Here is a 22,460-nt window from a genome sequence, read left to right as displayed (position 1 = left end):
CCAGGTCGTTTGCCTTACGGCGCACGCTCCAGCGAATGGGTATGTGATAGATCTCGGTGTTTGTGAACAATTCGAACTTTCGGTTCATTTCGTCTTCACACACCGCAATCTGGTGCTCTTTCGCTTTTGGGCTCGAAGCAAGCAAATTGCTTGGGTGTTATATGGTCAAGCCTCACGGGCAATTAGTATTGGTTAGCTCAACGCCTCACAGCGCTTACACACCCAACCTATCAACGTCGTAGTCTTCGACGGCCCTTCAGGGGACTCAAGGTCCCAGTGAGATCTCATCTTGAGGCTAGTTTCCCGCTTAGATGCTTTCAGCGGTTATCTATTCCGAACATAGCTACCCGGCAATGCCACTGGCGTGACAACCGGAACACCAGAGGTTCGTCCACTCCGGTCCTCTCGTACTAGGAGCAGCCCCTCTCAAATCTCAAACGTCCACGGCAGATAGGGACCGAACTGTCTCACGACGTTCTAAACCCAGCTCGCGTACCACTTTAAATGGCGAACAGCCATACCCTTGGGACCGGCTTCAGCCCCAGGATGTGATGAGCCGACATCGAGGTGCCAAACACCGCCGTCGATATGAACTCTTGGGCGGTATCAGCCTGTTATCCCCGGAGTACCTTTTATCCGTTGAGCGATGGCCCTTCCATACAGAACCACCGGATCACTAAGACCTACTTTCGTACCTGCTCGACGTGTCTGTCTCGCAGTCAAGCGCGCTTTTGCCTTTATACTCTACGACCGATTTCCGACCGGTCTGAGCGCACCTTCGTACTCCTCCGTTACTCTTTAGGAGGAGACCGCCCCAGTCAAACTACCCACCATACACTGTCCTCGATCCGGATAACGGACCTGAGTTAGAACCTCAAAGTTGCCAGGGTGGTATTTCAAGGTTGGCTCCACGCGAACTGGCGTCCACGCTTCAAAGCCTCCCACCTATCCTACACAAGCAAATTCAAAGTCCAGTGCAAAGCTATAGTAAAGGTTCACGGGGTCTTTCCGTCTAGCCGCGGATACACTGCATCTTCACAGCGATTTCAATTTCACTGAGTCTCGGGTGGAGACAGCGCCGCCATCGTTACGCCATTCGTGCAGGTCGGAACTTACCCGACAAGGAATTTCGCTACCTTAGGACCGTTATAGTTACGGCCGCCGTTTACCGGGGCTTCGATCAAGAGCTTCGCGTTAGCTAACCCCATCAATTAACCTTCCGGCACCGGGCAGGCGTCACACCCTATACGTCCACTTTCGTGTTTGCAGAGTGCTGTGTTTTTAATAAACAGTCGCAGCGGCCTGGTATCTTCGACCGGCATGGGCTTACGCAGTAAATGCTTCACCCTCACCGGCGCACCTTCTCCCGAAGTTACGGTGCCATTTTGCCTAGTTCCTTCACCCGAGTTCTCTCAAGCGCCTTGGTATTCTCTACCCAACCACCTGTGTCGGTTTGGGGTACGGTTCCTGGTTACCTGAAGCTTAGAAGCTTTTCTTGGAAGCATGGCATCAACCACTTCGTGTTCTAAAAGAACACTCGTCATCAGCTCTCGGCCTTAGAATCCCGGATTTACCTAAGATTCCAGCCTACCACCTTAAACTTGGACAACCAACGCCAAGCTGGCCTAGCCTTCTCCGTCCCTCCATCGCAATAACCAGAAGTACAGGAATATTAACCTGTTTTCCATCGACTACGCTTTTCAGCCTCGCCTTAGGGACCGACTAACCCTGCGTCGATTAACGTTGCGCAGGAAACCTTGGTCTTTCGGCGTGGGTGTTTTTCACACCCATTGTCGTTACTCATGTCAGCATTCGCACTTCTGATACCTCCAGCAAGCTTCTCAACTCACCTTCACAGGCTTACAGAACGCTCCTCTACCGCATCACCTAAGTGATACCCGTAGCTTCGGTGTATGGTTTGAGCCCCGTTACATCTTCCGCGCAGGCCGACTCGACTAGTGAGCTATTACGCTTTCTTTAAAGGGTGGCTGCTTCTAAGCCAACCTCCTAGCTGTCTAAGCCTTCCCACATCGTTTCCCACTTAACCATAACTTTGGGACCTTAGCTGACGGTCTGGGTTGTTTCCCTTTTCACGACGGACGTTAGCACCCGCCGTGTGTCTCCCATGCTCGGCACTTGTAGGTATTCGGAGTTTGCATCGGTTTGGTAAGTCGGGATGACCCCCTAGCCGAAACAGTGCTCTACCCCCTACAGTGATACATGAGGCGCTACCTAAATAGCTTTCGAGGAGAACCAGCTATCTCCGAGCTTGATTAGCCTTTCACTCCGATCCACAGGTCATCCGCTAACTTTTCAACGGTAGTCGGTTCGGTCCTCCAGTTAGTGTTACCCAACCTTCAACCTGCCCATGGATAGATCGCCCGGTTTCGGGTCTATTCCCAGCGACTAGACGCCCTATTAAGACTCGCTTTCGCTACGCCTCCCCTATTCGGTTAAGCTCGCCACTGAAAATAAGTCGCTGACCCATTATACAAAAGGTACGCAGTCACCCAACAAAGTGGGCTCCCACTGCTTGTACGCATACGGTTTCAGGATCTATTTCACTCCCCTCTCCGGGGTTCTTTTCGCCTTTCCCTCACGGTACTAGTTCACTATCGGTCAGTCAGTAGTATTTAGCCTTGGAGGATGGTCCCCCCATATTCAGACAAAGTTTCTCGTGCTCCGTCCTACTCGATTTCATGACTAAGAGATTTTCGCGTACAGGGCTATCACCCACTATGGCCGTACTTTCCAGAACGTTCCGCTAATCTCAAAGCCACTTAAGGGCTAGTCCCCGTTCGCTCGCCACTACTAAGGGAATCTCGGTTGATTTCTTTTCCTCAGGGTACTTAGATGTTTCAGTTCCCCTGGTTCGCCTCTTAAGCCTATGTATTCAGCTTAAGATAACCATCTTATGATGGCTGGGTTCCCCCATTCAGACATCTCCGGATCAAAGTCTGTTTGCCGACTCCCCGAAGCTTTTCGCAGGCTACCACGTCTTTCATCGCCTCTGACTGCCAAGGCATCCACCGTATGCGCTTCTTCACTTGACCATATAACCCCAAGCAATCTGGTTATACTGTGAAGACGACATTCGCCGAAAATTCGATAATACTCAATTAAGAGCAACTCACAAATTTTACCTTAGCCTGATCCGTTACCAGTGAAAGTAACGTTCAGTCTATCTTTCTATCACATACCCAAATTTTTAAAGAACGATCTAGCCAAAGACTAGAAATCAACATTCACCATCATCACAATGGAATGCTCATTTCTAAGCTTTCAACAAACAGAAGCAGTAGTGGTGGAGCCAAACGGGATCGAACCGTTGACCTCCTGCGTGCAAGGCAGGCGCTCTCCCAGCTGAGCTATGGCCCCGTATTTCTACAGGTTCCCACACAAAATTGGTGGGTCTGGGCAGATTCGAACTGCCGACCTCACCCTTATCAGGGGTGCGCTCTAACCAACTGAGCTACAGACCCAATTTCGGGCTGCTTCTTATCGTCTTCTTCAATGAATCAAGCAATTCGTGTGGGAACTTATGGAGCAGCTGATGTCGTCGATTAAGGAGGTGATCCAGCCGCAGGTTCCCCTACGGCTACCTTGTTACGACTTCACCCCAGTCATGAATCACACCGTGGTAACCGTCCTCCCGAAGGTTAGACTAGCTACTTCTGGTGCAACCCACTCCCATGGTGTGACGGGCGGTGTGTACAAGGCCCGGGAACGTATTCACCGCGACATTCTGATTCGCGATTACTAGCGATTCCGACTTCACGCAGTCGAGTTGCAGACTGCGATCCGGACTACGATCGGTTTTCTGGGATTAGCTCCACCTCGCGGCTTGGCAACCCTCTGTACCGACCATTGTAGCACGTGTGTAGCCCAGGCCGTAAGGGCCATGATGACTTGACGTCATCCCCACCTTCCTCCGGTTTGTCACCGGCAGTCTCCTTAGAGTGCCCACCATTACGTGCTGGTAACTAAGGACAAGGGTTGCGCTCGTTACGGGACTTAACCCAACATCTCACGACACGAGCTGACGACAGCCATGCAGCACCTGTCTCAATGTTCCCGAAGGCACCAATCCATCTCTGGAAAGTTCATTGGATGTCAAGGCCTGGTAAGGTTCTTCGCGTTGCTTCGAATTAAACCACATGCTCCACCGCTTGTGCGGGCCCCCGTCAATTCATTTGAGTTTTAACCTTGCGGCCGTACTCCCCAGGCGGTCAACTTAATGCGTTAGCTGCGCCACTAAGAGCTCAAGGCTCCCAACGGCTAGTTGACATCGTTTACGGCGTGGACTACCAGGGTATCTAATCCTGTTTGCTCCCCACGCTTTCGCACCTCAGTGTCAGTATCAGTCCAGGTGGTCGCCTTCGCCACTGGTGTTCCTTCCTATATCTACGCATTTCACCGCTACACAGGAAATTCCACCACCCTCTACCATACTCTAGCTTGTCAGTTTTGAATGCAGTTCCCAGGTTGAGCCCGGGGATTTCACATCCAACTTAACAAACCACCTACGCGCGCTTTACGCCCAGTAATTCCGATTAACGCTTGCACCCTCTGTATTACCGCGGCTGCTGGCACAGAGTTAGCCGGTGCTTATTCTGTCGGTAACGTCAAAACACTTACGTATTAGGTAAATGCCCTTCCTCCCAACTTAAAGTGCTTTACAATCCGAAGACCTTCTTCACACACGCGGCATGGCTGGATCAGGCTTTCGCCCATTGTCCAATATTCCCCACTGCTGCCTCCCGTAGGAGTCTGGACCGTGTCTCAGTTCCAGTGTGACTGATCATCCTCTCAGACCAGTTACGGATCGTCGCCTTGGTGAGCCATTACCTCACCAACTAGCTAATCCGACCTAGGCTCATCTGATAGCGCAAGGCCCGAAGGTCCCCTGCTTTCTCCCGTAGGACGTATGCGGTATTAGCGTCCGTTTCCGAGCGTTATCCCCCACTACCAGGCAGATTCCTAGGCATTACTCACCCGTCCGCCGCTCGCCACCAGGTACAAGTACCCGTGCTGCCGCTCGACTTGCATGTGTTAGGCCTGCCGCCAGCGTTCAATCTGAGCCATGATCAAACTCTTCAGTTCAAACATCTTTGGGTTTTTAAGAAACCCTAAACTTGGCTCAGCAATCGTTGGTTACATCTTTGATTTCTCGCGGAGTAACTTGTGATGCTGATAATCTTGTTGACTATCAGTCTGACTCCACAAGCACCCACACGAATTGCTTGATTCAGTTGTTAAAGAGCGGTTGGTTAAGATCTTTCGTCTCAACCGAGGCGCGCATTCTACAGCAGCCTCTGTTGCTGTCAAGCGGTTATTTTCAGAAGTTTTCAAAGTTTCCTTTGCAACTTCAACCACTTGCGCTTCCGATCTCTCGTTAGCGGGAGGCGAATTCTACAGCGTTACTCGCTGCTGTCAACACCTCTTTTTCTCCGCTTTCGACCGAGAAGATCGAATCGTCAATCAAGCCAAACAAACCTGCCCGATCAACTCCTTCTGGGCTTCGATGACCTGAAGCAACTCGCTGTCGAAAACTGCGTAACTCTTTGTTTACCAAGGAGTTTTCCGTTTCGACTGCGCCGGAAGTGGGGCGAATTATAGACTTCCAGAATCTGCCGTCAACCCCTGATTCGGCTTTTCTATCAATAAGTTGCAGAAAGCCGAAAAACAAGCCGATTCCCTCTATATATAGGAGAGCAAACCCCACCCTCTATATAGAAGGAATCTTCAGAGCACACCCGCCTCTTTGAAAGCGGCGACCGTATCTGCATCCAGACCCAGCACCCGCTGCAGAACCTCCAGCGTGTGCTCGCCCAATAACGGAGGCGCATTACGATACTCCACCGGCGTTTCCGACAGACGAATAGGGCTCGCTACCTGCGGCACCATCCCTGCCAGTACATGGGGTAGCTCGATCGCCAAACCACGCGCCTTGACCTGAGGATCAGCAAACATCTGGGCCAAGTCATTAATAGGTCCACATGGCACACCCGCCTGCTCCAGCTGCAGTACCCACTCAGCCGTGGTCTTGAAGACGGTCGCCTGACGGATCAGCGGGATCAACACCGCACGATTCGCCACCCGCAGCTTGTTGGTCGCGAAGCGCGGGTCATCCGCCCACTGAGGCTGCCCAGCCACCTCCGCAAACTTGCGGAACTGCCCGTCATTACCCACGGTGAGGATGAAGTCGCCATCTGCCGTAGGAAAATCCTGATAAGGCACGATGTTCGGATGAGCATTACCCAGGCGCTTGGGCGCATTACCCGTAGTCAGATAGTTCATCGCCTGGTTGGCCAGGCACGCAACCTGAACATCCAGCAACGCCATATCGATATGCTGACCACCTCCGTCATGATCCCTATGGGCCAACGCGGCAAGGATCGCCACCGTCGAATAGAGCCCGGTCAGGATGTCTGTCAGCGCCACACCGACTTTCACTGGCCCTGCGCCCTCATCCCCCTCAGGTCGACCGGTCAGACTCATCAGCCCACCCAGGCCCTGGATCATGAAGTCATAACCCGCACGCTTGGCGTAAGGCCCGGTTTGGCCAAACCCGGTAATCGAGCAATAAATCAGATTCGGATTGATGGCTTTGAGCGACTCATAGTCCAACCCATAAGCCGCCAGGCCACCGACCTTGAAGTTTTCGATCAGGATGTCCGACTTGGCTGCCAGCTCACGCACCAGCTTTTGCCCCTCTGGACGCGTGAAGTCGATGGTCACCGATTGCTTGTTGCGATTGGCCGACAAGTAATAGGCGGCCTCGCTGGTGTTCTCGCCATAGGCGTCTTTCAGGAAGGGCGGCCCCCAGGCGCGCGTATCGTCGCCATTGCCCGGGCGCTCGACCTTGATCACTTCGGCGCCAAGGTCCGCCAGGATCTGCCCGGCCCAAGGCCCGGCCAGCACCCGCGATAAATCCAGTACCCGTAGATGCGAAAGCGCGCCCATGGACGTTCTCCTATTAATAGAACGCCTGGATGCCGGTCTGTGCGCGACCGAGGATCAGTGCATGGACGTCATGCGTACCTTCATAGGTATTCACCACTTCCAGGTTGACCAGATGGCGAGCGACACCGAACTCATCAGAGATGCCGTTGCCGCCCAGCATGTCGCGCGCCATGCGAGCGATGTCCAGGGACTTGCCGCAGGAGTTGCGCTTCATCATCGAGGTGATCTCGACTGCCGCAGTGCCTTCATCCTTCATACGACCCAGACGCAGGCAGCCTTGCAGCGCCATGGTGATTTCGGTCTGCATGTCTGCGAGCTTCTTCTGGATCAGTTGAGTGGCCGCCAACGGACGGCCGAACTGCTGACGATCCAGGGTGTACTGGCGAGCGGTGTGCCAGCAGAACTCGGCAGCACCCAGCGCTCCCCAGGAAATGCCATAACGCGCGGAGTTGAGGCAGGTAAACGGACCTTTCAAACCACGGACGTCCGGGAAGATGTTCTCTTCAGGGACAAACACATTGTCCATGACGATTTCGCCGGTGATGGATGCACGCAAGCCAACCTTGCCGTGAATCGCCGGAGTGCTCAGGCCTTTCCAGCCCTTCTCCAGAACGAAACCACGGATGTCGCCGGCGTCGTCCTTAGCCCAGACCACAAACACATCAGCGATCGGACTGTTGGTGATCCACATTTTGTTACCGGTCAGGCTGTAGCCGCCTTCCACTTTACGTGCGCGAGTGATCATCGCACCCGGGTCAGAACCGTGGTTAGGCTCTGTCAGACCGAAGCAACCGATCCACTCGCCGGTAGCCAGTTTCGGCAGGTACTTCTGCTTCTGGGCTTCAGTGCCGAATTCATTGATCGGCACCATGACCAGCGAGGACTGCACACTCATCATCGAGCGGTAGCCGGAGTCGACACGCTCGACTTCACGAGCAATCAGCCCGTAGCTGACGTAGTTCAGGCCGCTGCCACCGTACTGCTCGGGAATGGTCGCACCCAACAGGCCGACTTCGCCCATTTCACGGAAGATCGCTGGATCAGTCTTCTCATGCCGGAAAGCTTCGAGAACGCGCGGCGCGAGTTTCTGCTGAGCGAATTGCTCGGCAGTGTCGCGAATCATGCGTTCTTCTTCGGTGAGCTGTTGATCCAGCAGCAGAGGATCGATCCAGTTGAAGCTAGCTTTACCGCCCATGAGTGTGTCCTCTCGAATCGGGTCAAATAACGTGGACTGATCCTAGGCCTGGCCCGGCATTACGGCAAACGAGGATTTTGCATACTGTTGTGCTAATTTCTCACTCCGTAACGTCGCGAAATAGCCTTTATGCGATGTATTAGTGAGGTTGGAGTACATGCGCCGGAAAATCCCTAGCACCACCGCCCTGATCAGCTTTGAAGCAGCAGCGCGCCACGAGAGCTTTACCAAAGCGGCGCAGGAGCTTTCGCTCACTCAAGGCGCTATTTGCCGACAGATCGCCAGCCTTGAGGAGTTCCTCAGCGTAGAACTTTTCCGACGCTCGCGGCGCGGAGTGAAGCTGACGGAAGCCGGACTTTCCTACAGCCGCCGCGTAGCCACCCAGCTCGACGCGGTTGAGCGGGACACCTTGTCCGTGATGGGGCAACAAGGCGCCAATGTGATCGAACTGGCCGTCGTACCGACCTTTGGTACCCAATGGCTGCTGCCACGGCTCAAGGACTTCCAGCACAAACACCCGGAAGTGACGGTCAACCTCACCAACCGCACACGCCCCTTCCTGTTTGCCGATACCGATTTCGATGCCGCGATTTACTTTGGTGATGCAGATTGGTCGGGTACCGAATCCCACAGGTTGATGGGCGAAAATCCGATGCCAGTGTGCAGCCCTGCGTTACTGGGCAAAAAAGCCAATCTGACAGCCGATGAAATCGCCGAAATGCCCCTGCTGCAACAAACCACGCGCCCTTACGCCTGGCGCCAGTGGTTCAACTCTCAGCACCTTAATGTGCCACGCGACATGACAGGACCGCGCTACGAGCTATTCTCCATGCTTGCCCAAGCGGCGATGCACGACATGGGGATCGCGCTGATTCCGCCATTCCTGATTCAGCGCGAACTGGCGGAGAAGCGCCTCGTGATAGCCAACACCCAGGCGCTGTCGAGCATCAAGGCTTATTACCTGATGATTCCGGAGCGAAAGGTCGAATCGGCGTCTCTACGGGCATTTCGCGATTGGCTGGTCACCCAGGCCCAAAGCTACAGCCTAGAAGGTTAAAGGCTTACCGCTGTTAGCTGACCCCGTAGTCAGCAAAATCAAAGCCCTACAGATATACGTTTTTGTCGCATATTTGCAGACTGTACCGACAAGCAGTACAAACGTCCCACAAGTGCCTGCCGACGTGGCTTTGAGCCTCTATTCACCAGCAATGACGCCTCATTCACCGTGCCGATGTGTAAATTCTTGAAATTCGGCCAGAATCCTTACAAGGCAGGGCCTGCAAGGGATTGAAGCTGTTGGTTGCGACATTCGGTCACGGGGTGACTTGTAGTTAATTTTCCGTCACCCGTCATAATCCCTTGAAGGGCACAAAGTTCGCCTGCAAAATGCCGCGCCCCGCCCAGATTTGGCGGGATCGTGCTGATCGGCCGCCCCAGCCGCACCATCCGAAGTGCCTGGGTTTACTCAATAAGATCACGCAGGAGATTTGACGTGCACATTGGTGTTCCTCTCGAAACCCAGACGGGTGAAACGCGGGTTGCTGCAACCCCGGAAACCATCAAGAAGCTGATCGGCCAGGGTCATAAGGTCACTGTGCAAAGCGGCGCCGGCATTAACGCCAGCGTTGTCGACAGTGCCTATGAAGCGGCAGGCGCAATGATTGGCAGCGCCAACGATGCGTTTGGTGCCGAGCTGATTCTCAAGGTGGTAGCCCCCAGCGACAGCGAGCTGACGCTGATTAAAAGCGGCACCGTTGTGGTGGGCATGCTCAACCCGTTCAGCAATGAAACCATTGCCAAGCTGGCTGAGTGCGGCATTACCGCGTTCGCGCTGGAAGCGGCTCCGCGCACCTCCCGCGCTCAAAGCCTGGATGTGCTGTCCTCCCAAGCGAACATCGCCGGCTATAAAGCGGTGTTGCTGGCCGCTCACCACTACCCACGCTTTATGCCGATGCTGATGACGGCTGCGGGCACCGTGAAAGCGGCGCGCGTGCTGATTCTCGGCGCCGGCGTCGCGGGTTTGCAGGCGATCGCCACGGCGAAACGTTTGGGGGCGGTGATCGAAGCGTCTGACGTTCGTCCTGCGGTAAAGGAGCAGATTGAATCCCTCGGCGCCAAGTTCGTCGACGTGCCGTATGAAACCGACGAAGAGCGCGAATGCGCTGTCGGTGTCGGCGGTTACGCCCGGCCAATGCCCGCCAGCTGGATGCAACGCCAGGCCTTGGCCGTGCACGAACGCGCCAAGCAGGCTGACATCGTCATCACCACCGCACTGATCCCGGGCCGCAAGGCACCGACGCTCTTGAGCGCGGAAACCGTGGCGCAGATGAAGCCAGGCTCGGTGGTCATCGACCTCGCCGCAGCTCAGGGCGGCAACTGCCCACTTACCGTGGCCGACCAGGTCGTGGTCGAGAATGGCGTGACCATTTGCGGCCCGACCAATCTGGCCGGCGCGGTCGCGGCAGACGCTTCGGCTCTGTACGCACGCAACCTGCTGGACTTCCTGAAGCTGGTCTTCAACAAAGAAGGCCAGTTCGAGATCAACCTCGAAGACGACATCGTCGCCGCGTGCCTGATGTGCCGCGACGGCCAAGTCATCCGCAAAAACGCCTAAGCAGGGATTCAGACGATGGAAGAGCTTATCTCCCCCGGTATCTACAACCTGATCATCTTCGTGCTGGCGATTTATGTCGGTTATCACGTGGTCTGGAACGTTACGCCTGCACTGCACACGCCATTGATGGCGGTGACCAACGCGATCTCGGCGATTGTCATCGTCGGCGCAATGCTAGCCGCGGCTTTGACCGTGACGCCACTGGGCAAGACCATGGGCACCCTCGCGGTGGCTCTGGCTGCAGTGAACGTGTTTGGTGGCTTCCTGGTGACCCGCCGGATGCTTGAGATGTTCAAGAAAAAAGCCCCGAAAGCCGTAAAAGAAGAGGCGCCCAAGTAATGAGCATGAATCTTGTAACGACGCTCTACTTGATCGCGTCGATCTGCTTCATCCAGGCCCTTAAAGGCCTGTCGCACCCGACCACATCGCGACGCGGCAACGTGTACGGCATGCTCGGCATGGCGTTGGCGATCCTCACCACTGTCGGCCTCATCTATAAGCTGGGCGCGGAGCTGGCCACCGCCGGTATCGGTTACGTCATCGTCGGCCTGCTGGTCGGCGGCACTGCCGGCTCGATCATGGCCAAGCGCGTTGAAATGACCAAGATGCCGGAACTGGTCGCTTTCATGCACAGCATGATCGGTATGGCTGCGGTGTTCATCGCCATTGCTGCCGTTGTTGAGCCGCAATCCCTGGGCATCGTCAAGCAACTGGGTGATGCGATTCCTGCTGGCAACCGCCTGGAGCTGTTCCTCGGCGCCGCGATCGGCGCAATCACCTTCTCCGGTTCGGTGATCGCGTTCGGCAAGCTGTCGGGCAAGTACAAGTTCCGCCTGTTCCAGGGCGCACCGGTACAGTTCGGTGGCCAGCACAAGCTGAACCTGTTGCTGGGTCTGGCCACACTGGCGCTGGGCATCACCTTCATGCTGACCGGCAACCTCAGTGCCTTCGCACTGATGCTGGCCCTGGCTTTCGTGCTGGGTGTGTTGATCATCATCCCGATCGGCGGTGCAGACATGCCGGTGGTGGTATCGATGCTCAACAGCTACTCCGGCTGGGCAGCGGCAGGTATCGGCTTCTCGCTGAACAACTCGATGCTGATCATCGCCGGTTCGCTGGTGGGTTCGTCCGGTGCGATCCTCTCGTACATCATGTGCAAGGCGATGAACCGATCGTTCTTTAATGTGCTGCTCGGCGGTTTTGGCAACACGGCGGACGCGGCAGGCCCGGCCGGTTCGAAAGAAGCCCGCCCGGTGAAATCCGGTTCGGCTGACGACGCGACCTTCCTGCTGACCAACGCCGACACCGTGATCATCGTTCCGGGTTACGGCCTGGCAGTCGCTCGGGCGCAACATGCGCTTAAAGAGTTGACCGAGAAGCTGACCCATCGCGGCGTGACCGTGAAGTACGCGATCCACCCGGTTGCCGGTCGCATGCCTGGCCACATGAACGTGCTGCTGGCCGAGGCCGAAGTGCCTTACGACCAAGTGTTCGAGATGGAAGACATCAACTCCGAGTTCGGTCAGGCCGACGTGGTGCTGGTACTCGGCGCTAACGACGTGGTCAACCCGGCCGCGAAGAACGACCCGAAATCGCCGATTGCCGGTATGCCGATTCTCGAGGCGTTCAAGGCCAAGACCATCATCGTCAACAAGCGCTCGATGGCCAGCGGTTATGCCGGTCTGGACAACGAACTGTTCTACCTCGACAAAACCATGATGGTCTTCGGTGACGCCAAGAAAGTCATCGAAGACATGGTCAAAGCTGTCGAGTAAAACCTGCTCCAACGCAATACCCAAAACCTCAGCCTTTAGTAGGCTGGGGTTTTTTTATTCCCCGTGAAACCCGACCAAAGGCTCTAAATCAGGCCTCTGCATTCGACCATGGTAGCGGGACGGATTTTTTTCAAATCACTAGACTGCACACCTTGCTTCCGTTGCCCGAGATAACCATCCATGTACCGTGATCGTATTCGCTTGCCTTCGTTGTTGGATAAGGTGATGAGCGCCGCTGACGCTGCCGCTCTGATTCAGGACGGCATGACCGTCGGCATGAGTGGTTTCACTCGCGCTGGCGAAGCCAAAGCCGTTCCCCACGCATTGGCCGAGCGCGCCAAAATCACTCCGCTGAAAATCACGTTGATGACCGGCGCCAGCCTGGGCAACGACCTCGATAAACAGCTCACCGAAGCCGGTGTACTGTCGCGACGCATGCCATTTCAGGTCGATAGCACTTTGCGCAAGGCGATTAACGCCGGCGAAGTGATGTTCATTGACCAGCATCTCTCAGAAACCGTGGAGCAATTGCGCAACCAGCAACTCAAGCTGCCGGACATCGCCGTGATTGAAGCCGTGGCGATCACTGAGCAGGGCCATATCGTGCCAACCACTTCGGTGGGCAACTCGGCCAGCTTCGCGATTTTCGCCAAACAGGTGATTGTCGAGATCAACCTGGCGCACAACCCGAACCTCGAGGGTTTGCACGACATCTATATCCCGACTTACCGCCCGACCCGTACGCCGATTCCACTGGTCAAAGTCGACGATCGCATTGGCAGCACCGCCATCCCGATCCCGCCGGAAAAAATTGTCGCGATCGTGATCACCAATCAGTCCGACTCGCCCTCCACTGTCCTGCCGCCGGACGTCGACACCCAAGCCATTGCCGATCACCTGATCGACTTCTTCAAGCAAGAAGTCGCTGCAGGGCGCATGACCAACAAGCTCGGCCCATTGCAGGCCGGTATCGGCACCATCGCAAACTCGGTGATGTGCGGCCTGATCGACTCGCCATTCGAAGACCTGACCATGTACTCCGAGGTGCTGCAGGACTCGACCTTCGACCTGATCGACGCCGGCAAGCTGAGCTTTGCGTCAGGCAGTTCGATCACCCTGTCGAGCCGGCGCAATGCCGACGTCTTCGGCAACCTCGAGCGCTATAAAGACAAACTGGTACTCCGCCCTCAGGAAATTTCCAATCACCCCGAGGTTGTGCGGCGCCTGGGCATTATTGGCATCAACACCGCTCTGGAGTTCGACCTGTACGGCAACGTCAACTCCACCCATGTCTGCGGCACACGCATGATGAATGGCATCGGCGGTTCCGGGGACTTTGCGCGCAACGCGCACCTGGCAATCTTCGTGACCAAATCGATCGCCAAGGGTGGTGCAATCTCCAGCGTGGTGCCGATGGTCAGCCACGTCGACCATACTGAGCATGACGTCGACATCCTGGTGACGGAGATCGGTCTGGCCGACCTGCGAGGCCTGGCACCGCGGGAGCGGGCTCGGGTGATCATCGACAACTGTGTGCACCCGGATTACCGCCAAGCGCTGGATGACTACTTCACGGCGGCTTGTGCATTGGGCGGGCACACCCCGCATATCCTGCGCGATGCCCTGAGCTGGCACATCAGCCTGGAAGAAACCGGGCGAATGCTGACGGTCTGATTCAGCAAAAAAACAGCTGACGCAAACACAGTTGCGTCAGCTGGCATTGGCCACATTCATTTCTGTCTAAAACTGTACTTCTGTACTGGTCATTTCCTACCGTATCTGCCTACAAATCCCAGCAAAAACGTCAAAAACGCACCAATGTAGTGCTGATAGGTACAGTTGCCTCAATTTAGACCAGTACACCCCCTATTAACAGTTAACTGGTCCCTCACAATACAGGTGAACTGTATCTACAGTGACTGGCCAAACGAGAGGATCATTGGCATCAGTTAAACCACTACCTAATCCCGCCACAAGCGGAAGGATGTCAACCATGGAACGTACACTCAGTTCCGAACTGTTCTTCGAAGATACCGCTGCAAAAACCCAGGCTTCCATGCCTCTTCGCGTTATTGCTAATCTGATGCTGTGGCAGCGCCGCATCTCCAGCCGCCATCAACTGGCTCGTCTGGATTCGCGTCTGCTGGCTGATGCCGGGATTAGCGAAGCACAACGCTACGAAGAGCTGAGCAAGCCGTTCTGGCGCTAAATTAGCGTCGCTGGCTCTGACCCACCGGGTCCACCGCCAGCACTCCAAATTGAAAAAACAAAGCCCGTCGTTGGAAACCACGACGGGCTTTGTCGTTTTCGTCCTTTGTTGGTGCCGGTACAAATGGAATACCTGGCGACCAGTACAGTTAAAACAATTACCTAATTGCATCAGTACAATTTCTCTGCGGTGTATCTGTAGATCCAGAGGTGAAGGACTCAACATGGAAGTCCTCACTCACCGGCAAAAGGACTGCGCCTTGAATAATCTACTGAATGTTTCCGCTTCTGCCCTTCAACCGAAGCTGCGATTCCTCAGGCTTCGACGTTTACTGAGGGGGCTCGCTGACAACCTTGAGAGAGCTAGAACCCGACGTTTGCTGGGCCAACTCAATGATCAGCAACTCTCGGACCTGGGCATCAGCCACGCGGATCGGCTCAATGAATTGGATAAACCGTTCTGGCGCTAGGGCTCTGCTTTAACAGAAGGGACTGTTCGAACCGATAAAAGCAGGCCTAATATCGAACCAGAACGTGGCGAGCGCTTTACGACAGGCGTCTGACTCAACAGCTACTTCAACACTCTCAATCGGTTATCCAGAGGAGTTACACCATGTCCCGTCTTCGTCTGCTCAGCGCTGCAGCCCTGCTTGCCGTGGCTGCCAATTCCCACGCGACCAGCTTTATCGTGACCACGGATGCCGTTGTTGGCGCGCTGAAGTCCAGTTCCGATGCAACCTCCGATGTCACTTCCTCCTTTCGCGATGACAAGATCGTGCGCGCTGCCCGTGACGACGCCGCCAGCTTCGTCGCCAGCGAAGGCGCCATTCGTGGCGTGAAACTGGAAAGCGCACTTGACCACATTCGCCACCAGGCGCCTCAGCTGAACGCCACTGATGCACAGCTGGCACAGGCCATCCTGACGATCTAAGCGACGCTGTCACACGGGACACGCTTGTCGTGTCCCAATGTTTCGGCGCTGGCTCTAGCCCGGGCATTGCGCTAGCCTTTGGACTCGCTTTCGACAATCGAGTCTCATGCGTCTTCTTTCAAAGCAGCTTTTCATTTCAGTATTTCTCGCAGCCTGCTGGTCGGGCCCGACCTATGCCTTCGACGCGTTCAACCTGTCGACTCAAGGTATCGTCGTCACGGGTTACGCCACCAGCATGGTGACCGCCGCTCCCTTCGACCGTAAGCTGCTGATCGAGGCACACGATGACGCTGCGGCGTTCATTGCCAGCGACGGCCAGTTACGTGGAGCGCAACTGGAGTCCGCGCTGATTTACCTGCGCCGCAGCCAGCCAAAACTTCATGCAAGCGACCTTGAACTGGCGCAGGCAATTCTCGTCCAATAGTTATCCTTTGTCCTTGCGGAGTCGTTCCATGCGTAGCCCTCTGATTGCTGTTGCCCTTGGCCTGCTTTTATTGGCCGATGTGACCCAGGCGCATACCCTGGTCGCCACCAGTAACATCATCATAAATGCCACCCAGCGCACCCTTGATTTCACGTCTGATACCACCACGTCGATCCGCGATTCGAAGATCATCCGTGAAGCCCACGACGATGCCGCCAGTTTCGTTGCCAGCGATGGCGACATACGCGGCGCGCACCTTGAAGCGGCCATCAACACGTTGCGCACTCGTGTGCCGGAAGCCCGGGACGCCAGTGATCAGGTGCTCGCCGAAGCCATCCTCGCACTGTGAGGTCGCCAAGCGCCTGGCTGCTGGCCGGGCTGATGTTGCTGCTGTGCAACACGGCCCAGGCTGGCCTGCAATTACGGCTCAAGTCTGAGGGTCTGAGCCCCAAACAACAGCAAGCCAGTCAGGCGTTGCTCGATGAAGCCATGCAGGCCTTGCCGCCACGCTTTATCGAAAAACTGGACCGGCGCATTGATGTCGGCTGGACCGACGACATGCCGAGTAATGCCTATGGCCAAGCCTCGCTGGTGTCCGAACTCGACCTGAACCGCAACCTGCTCGCAAGCCTCACGGATGGCAGCGCCGCCACCAAGAAAACCTATCGCCCCCATGGCACCGTCCGCCGCGAGATGCTCGCAACGGTGTTGCATGAACTCACCCACATTTACGACCGTTCACGCCTGTGGCCGGACGCGGAACGCACGCTGATACAGCGCTGCACCCGGCGCAACAACAGTTCCGGCCTGATCGGCATCCCGGATGAATGCCGTGGCCAGTCCGACCGCCGCTTTACACTGAGCGATGACCCGCGCTTGCTCGACCTGGCCGGCTGGCCGCAATACGTCGGTCGCCGTGGCGAGCGCGAACAGCACAACCGGCAAATCGCCCGCAGCCCGGACATCTACGAAACAAGCAGTCCCAAAGAGTTTGTCGCGGTCAACATGGAGTATTTCCTCCTCGACCCGAGCTATGCCTGCCGTCGCCCCGCGCTGTATCGCTACTACAAAGAACATTTCGGCTGGGCTCCCGCCGCCAAGGACACTTGCAGCAAATCTTTTGCCTTCCTCAATGCCGGCAACGACTTTGCCAAACAACCGCTGGGGCAGGTCGATCCGGAACGGGTGTACGCCGTCGACTATCTGCTGGCCGAAGCCAACCAGAACTGGGTCAGCCGCTGGGGGCACAGCATGTTGCGCCTGGTGATCTGCGCACCGGGGCGTCCCCGTGGGCCAGATTGTCGGCTGGATCTCGACCAGCATCTGGTGTTGTCCTACCGCGCCTTCGTCGGCGACGTACAGCTCTCGAGCTGGGATGGACTGGTGGGCAAGTACCCCTCGCGCCTGTTTGTACTGCCGTTGGCCCAAGTGATCGACGAATACACCAAGACTGAACTGCGCAGCCTGGCCTCGGTGCCGCTGAACCTGTCGCGCAACGAAATTGAAGACGTGGTGGAACACGCTGCCGAGATGCACTGGAGTTACGACGGCAACTATTTTTTCCTGTCCAACAACTGCGCGGTGGAAGGCCTCAAATTGCTGCGCAGCGGCAGCAACAACGCGAAACTGGTCGGGCTCGACAGCATCATGCCCAACGGTTTGCTGGAAGTGATGAAGGGCCGCGGACTGGCGGATACCAGCGTGCTGGATGACCCACGCGAAGCGCTGCGCCTGGGTTATCGCTTCGACTCCTTCCGTGATCGTTATCAAGCGATGTTCGAAGTGCTGAAGAAGCACTTGCCGATCAAGCAGGAAAAAGTCGAAGACTGGCTGGCACTGAAAGCTGAAGAGCGCCGGCAATGGTTTGAACAGGCTGACCTACGCACCAGCGCCGCGTTGCTGTTGCTGGAGCAGGCCAGCTTTCGTCAGCAGTTGGTGCTGGCCCAGGATGAAGTGAAACAACGTTATTTGGGCGCTCGGGAATTGAAGAACGGCGGCATGGACAAGGCGAACGCGACCTTGCAGCAGATTCTCGCCAATAGCGGCTTCCTCAGTCGTCCGGCGGAGCTGCTCGGCACCGGCGGTTATGGATTGCCTCAACCGAATGAATGGCAGCGCCTGGAGTCGGAAAGCAACCTGCGGCAGAAGCAGCTTCAGCTGCTGACCGGCGATCTGGACAAGGAAGTCAGGGCGCTGCTCGAACCAGGCCGGGCAGCTGAGATGGCTGCCAATGAAGCTAACCTGAAACTGGTTGGCGAACATTTGCGCAAATTGCATAAAGCAGCGGGCGGGCTGGAGTTGCCATAAGCAAGAAGGCGTCGTGGATAATCCATGACGCCTTCTTTTTGCCTGCACGTTAAATCAAAGCACCCCTTCCAGAATTTCATAGACGATTCCGGTGCCCACGGCGATCAGCACAATATCGCCCCCCGCACGGCGCCATTCGTACCCCGGGTAATACGGCAGCCGCCCCAAGGCACGGTTATCCAGACGCTCACCGTAATAGCCGTGAGGTAACGGTCGACCACGCACCAGATGAACACCTGAAGGAGGTGGTGCCCCGCGTACAAAATAGCCGTGGTTATCGTGAATAGTCTGGCGCACCGGGCCGAAGTCCCGTGGCGGAGGTCCGCCGCGATGATTGTCCTGAGGGCCACGGTGGTCATCGCCATGATTGTCACCACGGTTATCGTAATGACCCTGCTGCGGGCCGCCGCGGTCGTGATCGTCGCGCTGATCGGCGCTCGCCTGCAGCAGCGGGGCGGCACTGAACATCAGCACGCCCAGGCTGGCAATCAGACGTTTCGGCATTTTCATCGGGTCTTTCCTCACTGCACAAACAGCAAAAAGGGCTTCAGAACGTAGTCCTGAAGCCCTCGGTCTTGCTGTTTAGTCTGTGCCGCGAGGCTCTAATTCCTCTGTATCAGGAACTTTACCTTCAGCTGACGCGGGCCTTACGCACGCCTTCAGCCAGCGCCGAGCACAGGCTCAGCACGCCATCAACCGCCTGTTCCGGCGTGGTGGCATTGGCGATGTGATCGATCAATGCCGAACCCACCACCACACCATCTGCCAGACGCGCGATGGACGCCGCTTGCTCCGGTGTACGAATGCCGAAGCCGATACTGATCGGCAGATCGGTATGGCGACGCAGACGGGCAACGGCTTCTTCAACATGCTCCAGCGTCGCCGCGCCCGCCCCGGTCACACCGGCAACAGAGACGTAGTAGACGAAGCCAGAGCTTCCGTTCAGAACAGTCGGCAGACGCACATCATCGGTTGTCGGTGTGGTCAGACGGATGAAGTCCAGGCCCGCGGCCTGGGCCGGGTCGCACAGCTCACCGTTATGCTCCGGCGGCAGGTCGACCACGATCAACCCGTCAACCCCGGCCTCTTTCGCGTCGGCAATGAAACGCGGCACGCCGAACATGTGGATCGGGTTGAAATACCCCATCAGCACCAGCGGCGTGTCGGTATTGCCTTCACGGAACTCGCGAACCATTTGCAGGGTTTTCGCCAGGTTCTGCTTGGCGCCGAGTGCGCGGATGTTGGCTAACTGGATGGCCGGGCCGTCGGCCATTGGATCGGTGAAGGGCATGCCCAACTCGATCACGTCGGCACCCGCACCGGGCAAGCCTTTGAGGATCGCCAGGGAAGTGTCATAGCTCGGGTCGCCAGCGGTGACGAAGGTCACCAGGGCGGCGCGATTCTGTTCCTTGAGTTCGGCAAAGCGCGTTTGCAGGCGGCTCATCAGTGTTTCTCCTGCTTCGATTGTTCCATGTGGTGCATCACGGTCTGCATGTCTTTGTCGCCACGACCGGACAGGTTGACCACCATCAGGTGATCGTTCGGCAGGGTCGGTGCGCGCTTGAACACTTCGGCCAAGGCGTGGGCGCTTTCCAGTGCCGGAATAATCCCTTCCAGGCGGCAGCATTTGTGGAACGCATCGAGGGCTTCGTCGTCGGTCACCGAGGTGTACTGAACGCGGCCGATGTCATGCAACCAGGCATGTTCAGGGCCGATGCCTGGATAGTCGAGGCCGGCAGAGATCGAGTGGGCGTCGATGATCTGGCCATCGTCGTCCTGCAACAGGAAGGTTCGGTTGCCGTGCAGCACGCCCGGAACACCGCCGTTCAGGCTGGCAGCATGCTTACCGGTTTCGATGCCATAACCGGCGGCTTCCACACCAATGATTTCGACACTTTTGTCATCGAGGAACGGGTGGAACAGGCCCATGGCGTTGGAGCCGCCGCCGATGCACGCCACCAGGCTGTCCGGCAGGCGACCTTCCTGAGCTTGCAGTTGATCGCGGGTTTCCTTGCCGATAACGGACTGAAAGTCGCGAACCATGGCTGGATATGGATGCGGACCGGCCACAGTGCCGATCAGGTAGAAGGTGCTGTCGACGTTGGTCACCCAGTCACGCAACGCTTCGTTCATCGCGTCTTTCAGGGTGCCAGTCCCGGCGACCACCGGTATCACTTCGGCGCCCAGCAGCTTCATGCGGAACACGTTGGCCTGCTGACGTTCGATGTCGGTAGTGCCCATGTAGATCACGCAGTCGAGGCCGAAACGTGCTGCCACGGTCGCCGTCGCCACCCCGTGCATGCCGGCGCCGGTCTCGGCGATGATGCGTTTCTTGCCCATGCGCCGCGCCAGCAGAATCTGGCCAATGCAGTTGTTGATCTTGTGCGCGCCGGTGTGGTTCAGCTCTTCGCGTTTCAGATAAATCTTTGCGCCGCCGCAGAATTCGGTCAGGCGCTCGGCGTAATACAGCGGGCTTGGACGTCCGACGTAGTCCCGTTGGAAGTAGGCCAATTCTTCTTTGAACGCCGGATCTTCCTTGGCCAATTCGTATTCACGGGCCAGCTCGAGAACCAACGGCATCAAGGTTTCGGCGACGTAACGGCCGCCGAACAAGCCAAACAGGCCGTTGGCGTCGGGGCCGTTGCGCAGATTAGTCTGGGTCATGGGTCGCTCCAGTGGGATTCGTGAGATGACAATGACGGTCACTCTACCCCTGACGCCCCAGCCTGAAAACCGATAAGATCGCCACAACCTGTCAGGAAAACTCACAGATCTCATGAGCCACGACCTTCCCCCGCTGAACGCCCTTCGCGCCTTTGAAGCGACGGCCCGACTGAACAGCGTCAGTCAGGCGGCCGAACAGCTGCACGTCACTCATGGCGCGGTCAGCCGGCAACTCAAGGTGCTCGAAGAACACCTAGGCGTGAGCCTGTTCATCAAGGATGGACGCGGCCTGAAACTCACAGATGCCGGTGTGCGTTTGCGCGATGCCAGCGGTGAAGCCTTTGAACGTCTGCGGACTGTGTGCGCAGAGCTGACCCAAAGCACCGCTGACGCTCCATTTGTTCTCGGCTGCTCGGGCAGTTTGTTGGCGCGCTGGTTTATTCCACGCTTGGGACGATTGAATGCGGACCTGCCGGACCTGCGTCTGCACCTGTCGGCGGGCGAAGGCGATCTCGATCCGCGACGGCCGGGGCTCGATGCCCTGCTGGTGTTTGCCGAGCCGCCATGGCCGGCGGACATGCAAGTCTATGAGTTGGCCAGCGAGCGAATCGGCCCGGTGATGAGCCCACGTTTTGCAGGTTACGAACGGCTTCAAGGCGCGCCCGCCAAAGCGTTATTGAACGAACCCTTGTTGCACACCACCTCGCGCCCACAGGCCTGGCCGAGCTGGGCACAACAAAGTGGCCTCGACGCCAAGGCGTTGAAGTACGGTCAAGGTTTCGAGCATTTGTATTATCTGCTGGAAGCCGCAGTGGCGGGGCTGGGGGTGGCGATTGCACCGGAGCCGCTGGTGGCAGAGGACTTGAAGGCCGGTCGCCTGGTTGCGCCCTGGGGATTCAGTGAAACCCCGGCGCAACTGGCTTTGTGGCTACCCAAGCGCGCCGCGGACGGGCGCGCTCGGCAGTTGGCGCAGTGGCTCAAAGCTGAACTGCGCCAGACAGATTAGTCGCCGCGCTTGAACAGCAGATAAGCCGCAAGCAGACCCAGTGCGCCCACAGCAACGCCCGCGGTAGTCCAAGGGTGTTCCTGGGCGTAGTCCCGAGTGGCAATCCCGGTTTCGCGGGTTTTGACTTTGACTTCCTCATACGCATCGCTGAGCAGATGGCGCGAATGTTTGAGCGCGTTTTCGGCGTTGCTTTTCAGCGCTTTGAGGGTTTTACGCGACTCGTCCGAGGCGTCGTCTTTCAGATTTTCCAAAGATTTCAGCAGACTCTCGATCTCGGCTTCCATGCTTTGCAATGAGGCTTTACGTAAAGAGGTGTTGGCCATGTTGGCTCTCCTTCATTGATGATGAGTAGCGTGTGTTGGTTGGGACT

At 56.8% G+C, this 22,460-nt stretch carries 19 protein-coding genes, 2 tRNA genes and 2 rRNA genes; 12 read left to right on the top strand and 11 right to left on the bottom strand.

Annotation, left to right across the window (positions count from 1 at the left end; translation table 11 throughout):
* Positions 1 to 161 precede the first annotated feature (161 nt).
* The 7 genes from ACA075_RS00620 to ACA075_RS00590 all read right to left on the bottom strand — a co-directional run bounded on the left by ACA075_RS00620 (position 162) and on the right by ACA075_RS00590 (position 8,161).
* A 23S ribosomal RNA gene (locus ACA075_RS00620) occupies positions 162 to 3,053 on the bottom strand.
* A 249-nt stretch (positions 3,054 to 3,302) separates the two neighbouring features.
* Positions 3,303 to 3,378 (bottom strand) — tRNA-Ala (locus ACA075_RS00615).
* Positions 3,379 to 3,405: 27 nt separating this feature from the next.
* Positions 3,406 to 3,482: transfer RNA gene (locus ACA075_RS00610), tRNA-Ile, on the bottom strand.
* Between the two features lie 82 nt (positions 3,483 to 3,564).
* Positions 3,565 to 5,103: ribosomal RNA gene (locus tag ACA075_RS00605) — 16S ribosomal RNA — on the bottom strand.
* The 16S and 23S rRNA genes sit together here with 2 tRNA genes alongside, the layout of an rRNA operon.
* A 292-nt stretch (positions 5,104 to 5,395) precedes the next feature.
* The gene (locus ACA075_RS00600; RefSeq protein WP_497296863.1) at positions 5,396 to 5,689 is read right to left on the bottom strand and encodes a hypothetical protein; all 294 of its coding nucleotides are present in this window, start codon (positions 5,687 to 5,689) and stop codon (positions 5,396 to 5,398) included.
* A gap of 56 nt (positions 5,690 to 5,745) precedes the next feature.
* The gene (locus ACA075_RS00595) at positions 5,746 to 6,966 is read right to left on the bottom strand and encodes a CaiB/BaiF CoA transferase family protein (RefSeq protein WP_497296862.1); all 1,221 of its coding nucleotides are present in this window, start codon (positions 6,964 to 6,966) and stop codon (positions 5,746 to 5,748) included.
* A gap of 13 nt (positions 6,967 to 6,979) precedes the next feature.
* Positions 6,980 to 8,161 (bottom strand): acyl-CoA dehydrogenase, encoded by a 1,182-nt coding sequence (locus ACA075_RS00590; protein ID WP_497296861.1) that lies wholly within the window; start codon positions 8,159 to 8,161, stop codon positions 6,980 to 6,982.
* Positions 8,162 to 8,318: 157 nt separating this feature from the next.
* Between ACA075_RS00590 and ACA075_RS00585 the strand changes: the two genes are divergently transcribed.
* From ACA075_RS00585 to ACA075_RS00535, 11 genes are all read left to right on the top strand, one after another.
* The gene (locus tag ACA075_RS00585) at positions 8,319 to 9,218 is read left to right on the top strand and encodes a LysR family transcriptional regulator (RefSeq protein ID WP_497296860.1); all 900 of its coding nucleotides are present in this window, start codon (positions 8,319 to 8,321) and stop codon (positions 9,216 to 9,218) included.
* Positions 9,219 to 9,653: 435 nt separating this feature from the next.
* Positions 9,654 to 10,775: a Re/Si-specific NAD(P)(+) transhydrogenase subunit alpha gene (locus tag ACA075_RS00580; RefSeq protein ID WP_461983374.1), complete on the top strand. Its 1,122-nt coding sequence runs from the start codon at positions 9,654 to 9,656 to the stop codon at positions 10,773 to 10,775.
* A gap of 15 nt (positions 10,776 to 10,790) precedes the next feature.
* Positions 10,791 to 11,114 (top strand): NAD(P) transhydrogenase subunit alpha part 2, encoded by a 324-nt coding sequence (locus ACA075_RS00575; protein WP_003187010.1) that lies wholly within the window; start codon positions 10,791 to 10,793, stop codon positions 11,112 to 11,114.
* Positions 11,114 to 12,550, top strand: coding sequence for an NAD(P)(+) transhydrogenase (Re/Si-specific) subunit beta (locus ACA075_RS00570; RefSeq protein WP_290027199.1), 1,437 nt, complete (start codon positions 11,114 to 11,116; stop codon positions 12,548 to 12,550). Before ACA075_RS00575 ends, ACA075_RS00570 begins: the two co-directional genes overlap by 1 nt.
* A 180-nt stretch (positions 12,551 to 12,730) precedes the next feature.
* Positions 12,731 to 14,224, top strand: coding sequence for a succinyl-CoA:acetate CoA-transferase ScpC (gene scpC, locus ACA075_RS00565; protein ID WP_497296859.1), 1,494 nt, complete (start codon positions 12,731 to 12,733; stop codon positions 14,222 to 14,224).
* Positions 14,225 to 14,543: 319 nt separating this feature from the next.
* Positions 14,544 to 14,759 carry a DUF1127 domain-containing protein gene (locus ACA075_RS00560; protein ID WP_007902752.1) on the top strand — a complete coding sequence of 72 codons (216 nt, stop codon included), beginning with the start codon at positions 14,544 to 14,546 and terminating at the stop codon, positions 14,757 to 14,759.
* Between the two features lie 259 nt (positions 14,760 to 15,018).
* Positions 15,019 to 15,228, top strand: a complete 210-nt coding sequence (locus ACA075_RS00555) for a DUF1127 domain-containing protein (RefSeq protein WP_497299356.1) — start codon at positions 15,019 to 15,021, stop codon at positions 15,226 to 15,228.
* 143 nt (positions 15,229 to 15,371) lie between these two features.
* Positions 15,372 to 15,689, top strand: a complete 318-nt coding sequence (locus ACA075_RS00550; RefSeq protein ID WP_010465729.1) for a DUF2388 domain-containing protein — start codon at positions 15,372 to 15,374, stop codon at positions 15,687 to 15,689.
* A gap of 106 nt (positions 15,690 to 15,795) precedes the next feature.
* Complete coding sequence (locus tag ACA075_RS00545; protein ID WP_497296858.1) at positions 15,796 to 16,113, top strand: DUF2388 domain-containing protein; 318 nt, start codon at positions 15,796 to 15,798, stop codon at positions 16,111 to 16,113.
* Positions 16,114 to 16,141: 28 nt separating this feature from the next.
* Positions 16,142 to 16,462: a DUF2388 domain-containing protein gene (locus ACA075_RS00540; RefSeq protein WP_094469762.1), complete on the top strand. Its 321-nt coding sequence runs from the start codon at positions 16,142 to 16,144 to the stop codon at positions 16,460 to 16,462.
* Positions 16,459 to 18,420: a DUF7844 domain-containing protein gene (locus ACA075_RS00535; RefSeq protein ID WP_497296857.1), complete on the top strand. Its 1,962-nt coding sequence runs from the start codon at positions 16,459 to 16,461 to the stop codon at positions 18,418 to 18,420. Before ACA075_RS00540 ends, ACA075_RS00535 begins: the two co-directional genes overlap by 4 nt.
* Before the next feature lie 54 nt (positions 18,421 to 18,474).
* Here the strand turns inward: ACA075_RS00535 and ACA075_RS00530 are convergent, their stop codons facing one another.
* The 3 genes from ACA075_RS00530 to trpB form a co-directional block, all read right to left on the bottom strand.
* Positions 18,475 to 18,930 carry an anti-virulence regulator CigR family protein gene (locus ACA075_RS00530; RefSeq protein WP_497296856.1) on the bottom strand — a complete coding sequence of 152 codons (456 nt, stop codon included), beginning with the start codon at positions 18,928 to 18,930 and terminating at the stop codon, positions 18,475 to 18,477.
* A gap of 121 nt (positions 18,931 to 19,051) precedes the next feature.
* Positions 19,052 to 19,864, bottom strand: coding sequence for a tryptophan synthase subunit alpha (gene trpA / locus ACA075_RS00525; protein WP_497296854.1), 813 nt, complete (start codon positions 19,862 to 19,864; stop codon positions 19,052 to 19,054).
* The gene (trpB, locus tag ACA075_RS00520) at positions 19,864 to 21,084 is read right to left on the bottom strand and encodes a tryptophan synthase subunit beta (protein WP_497296853.1); all 1,221 of its coding nucleotides are present in this window, start codon (positions 21,082 to 21,084) and stop codon (positions 19,864 to 19,866) included. The genes trpA and trpB overlap by 1 nt, the downstream gene beginning before the upstream one ends.
* A gap of 112 nt (positions 21,085 to 21,196) precedes the next feature.
* Here trpB and ACA075_RS00515 point away from each other — a divergent pair, with 112 nt between their 5' ends.
* Positions 21,197 to 22,090, top strand: a complete 894-nt coding sequence (locus tag ACA075_RS00515; RefSeq protein WP_497296852.1) for a LysR family transcriptional regulator — start codon at positions 21,197 to 21,199, stop codon at positions 22,088 to 22,090.
* Here ACA075_RS00515 and ACA075_RS00510 read toward each other — a convergent pair.
* Positions 22,087 to 22,413, bottom strand: coding sequence for an ElaB/YgaM/YqjD family protein (locus tag ACA075_RS00510; protein WP_008152522.1), 327 nt, complete (start codon positions 22,411 to 22,413; stop codon positions 22,087 to 22,089). The genes ACA075_RS00515 and ACA075_RS00510 overlap by 4 nt on opposite strands.
* Between the last annotated feature and the right edge of the window lie 47 nt (positions 22,414 to 22,460).

Source organism: Pseudomonas sp. LBUM1663 (assembly GCF_059695905.1).
This window is presented reverse-complemented; position numbering and strand designations above follow the sequence as displayed.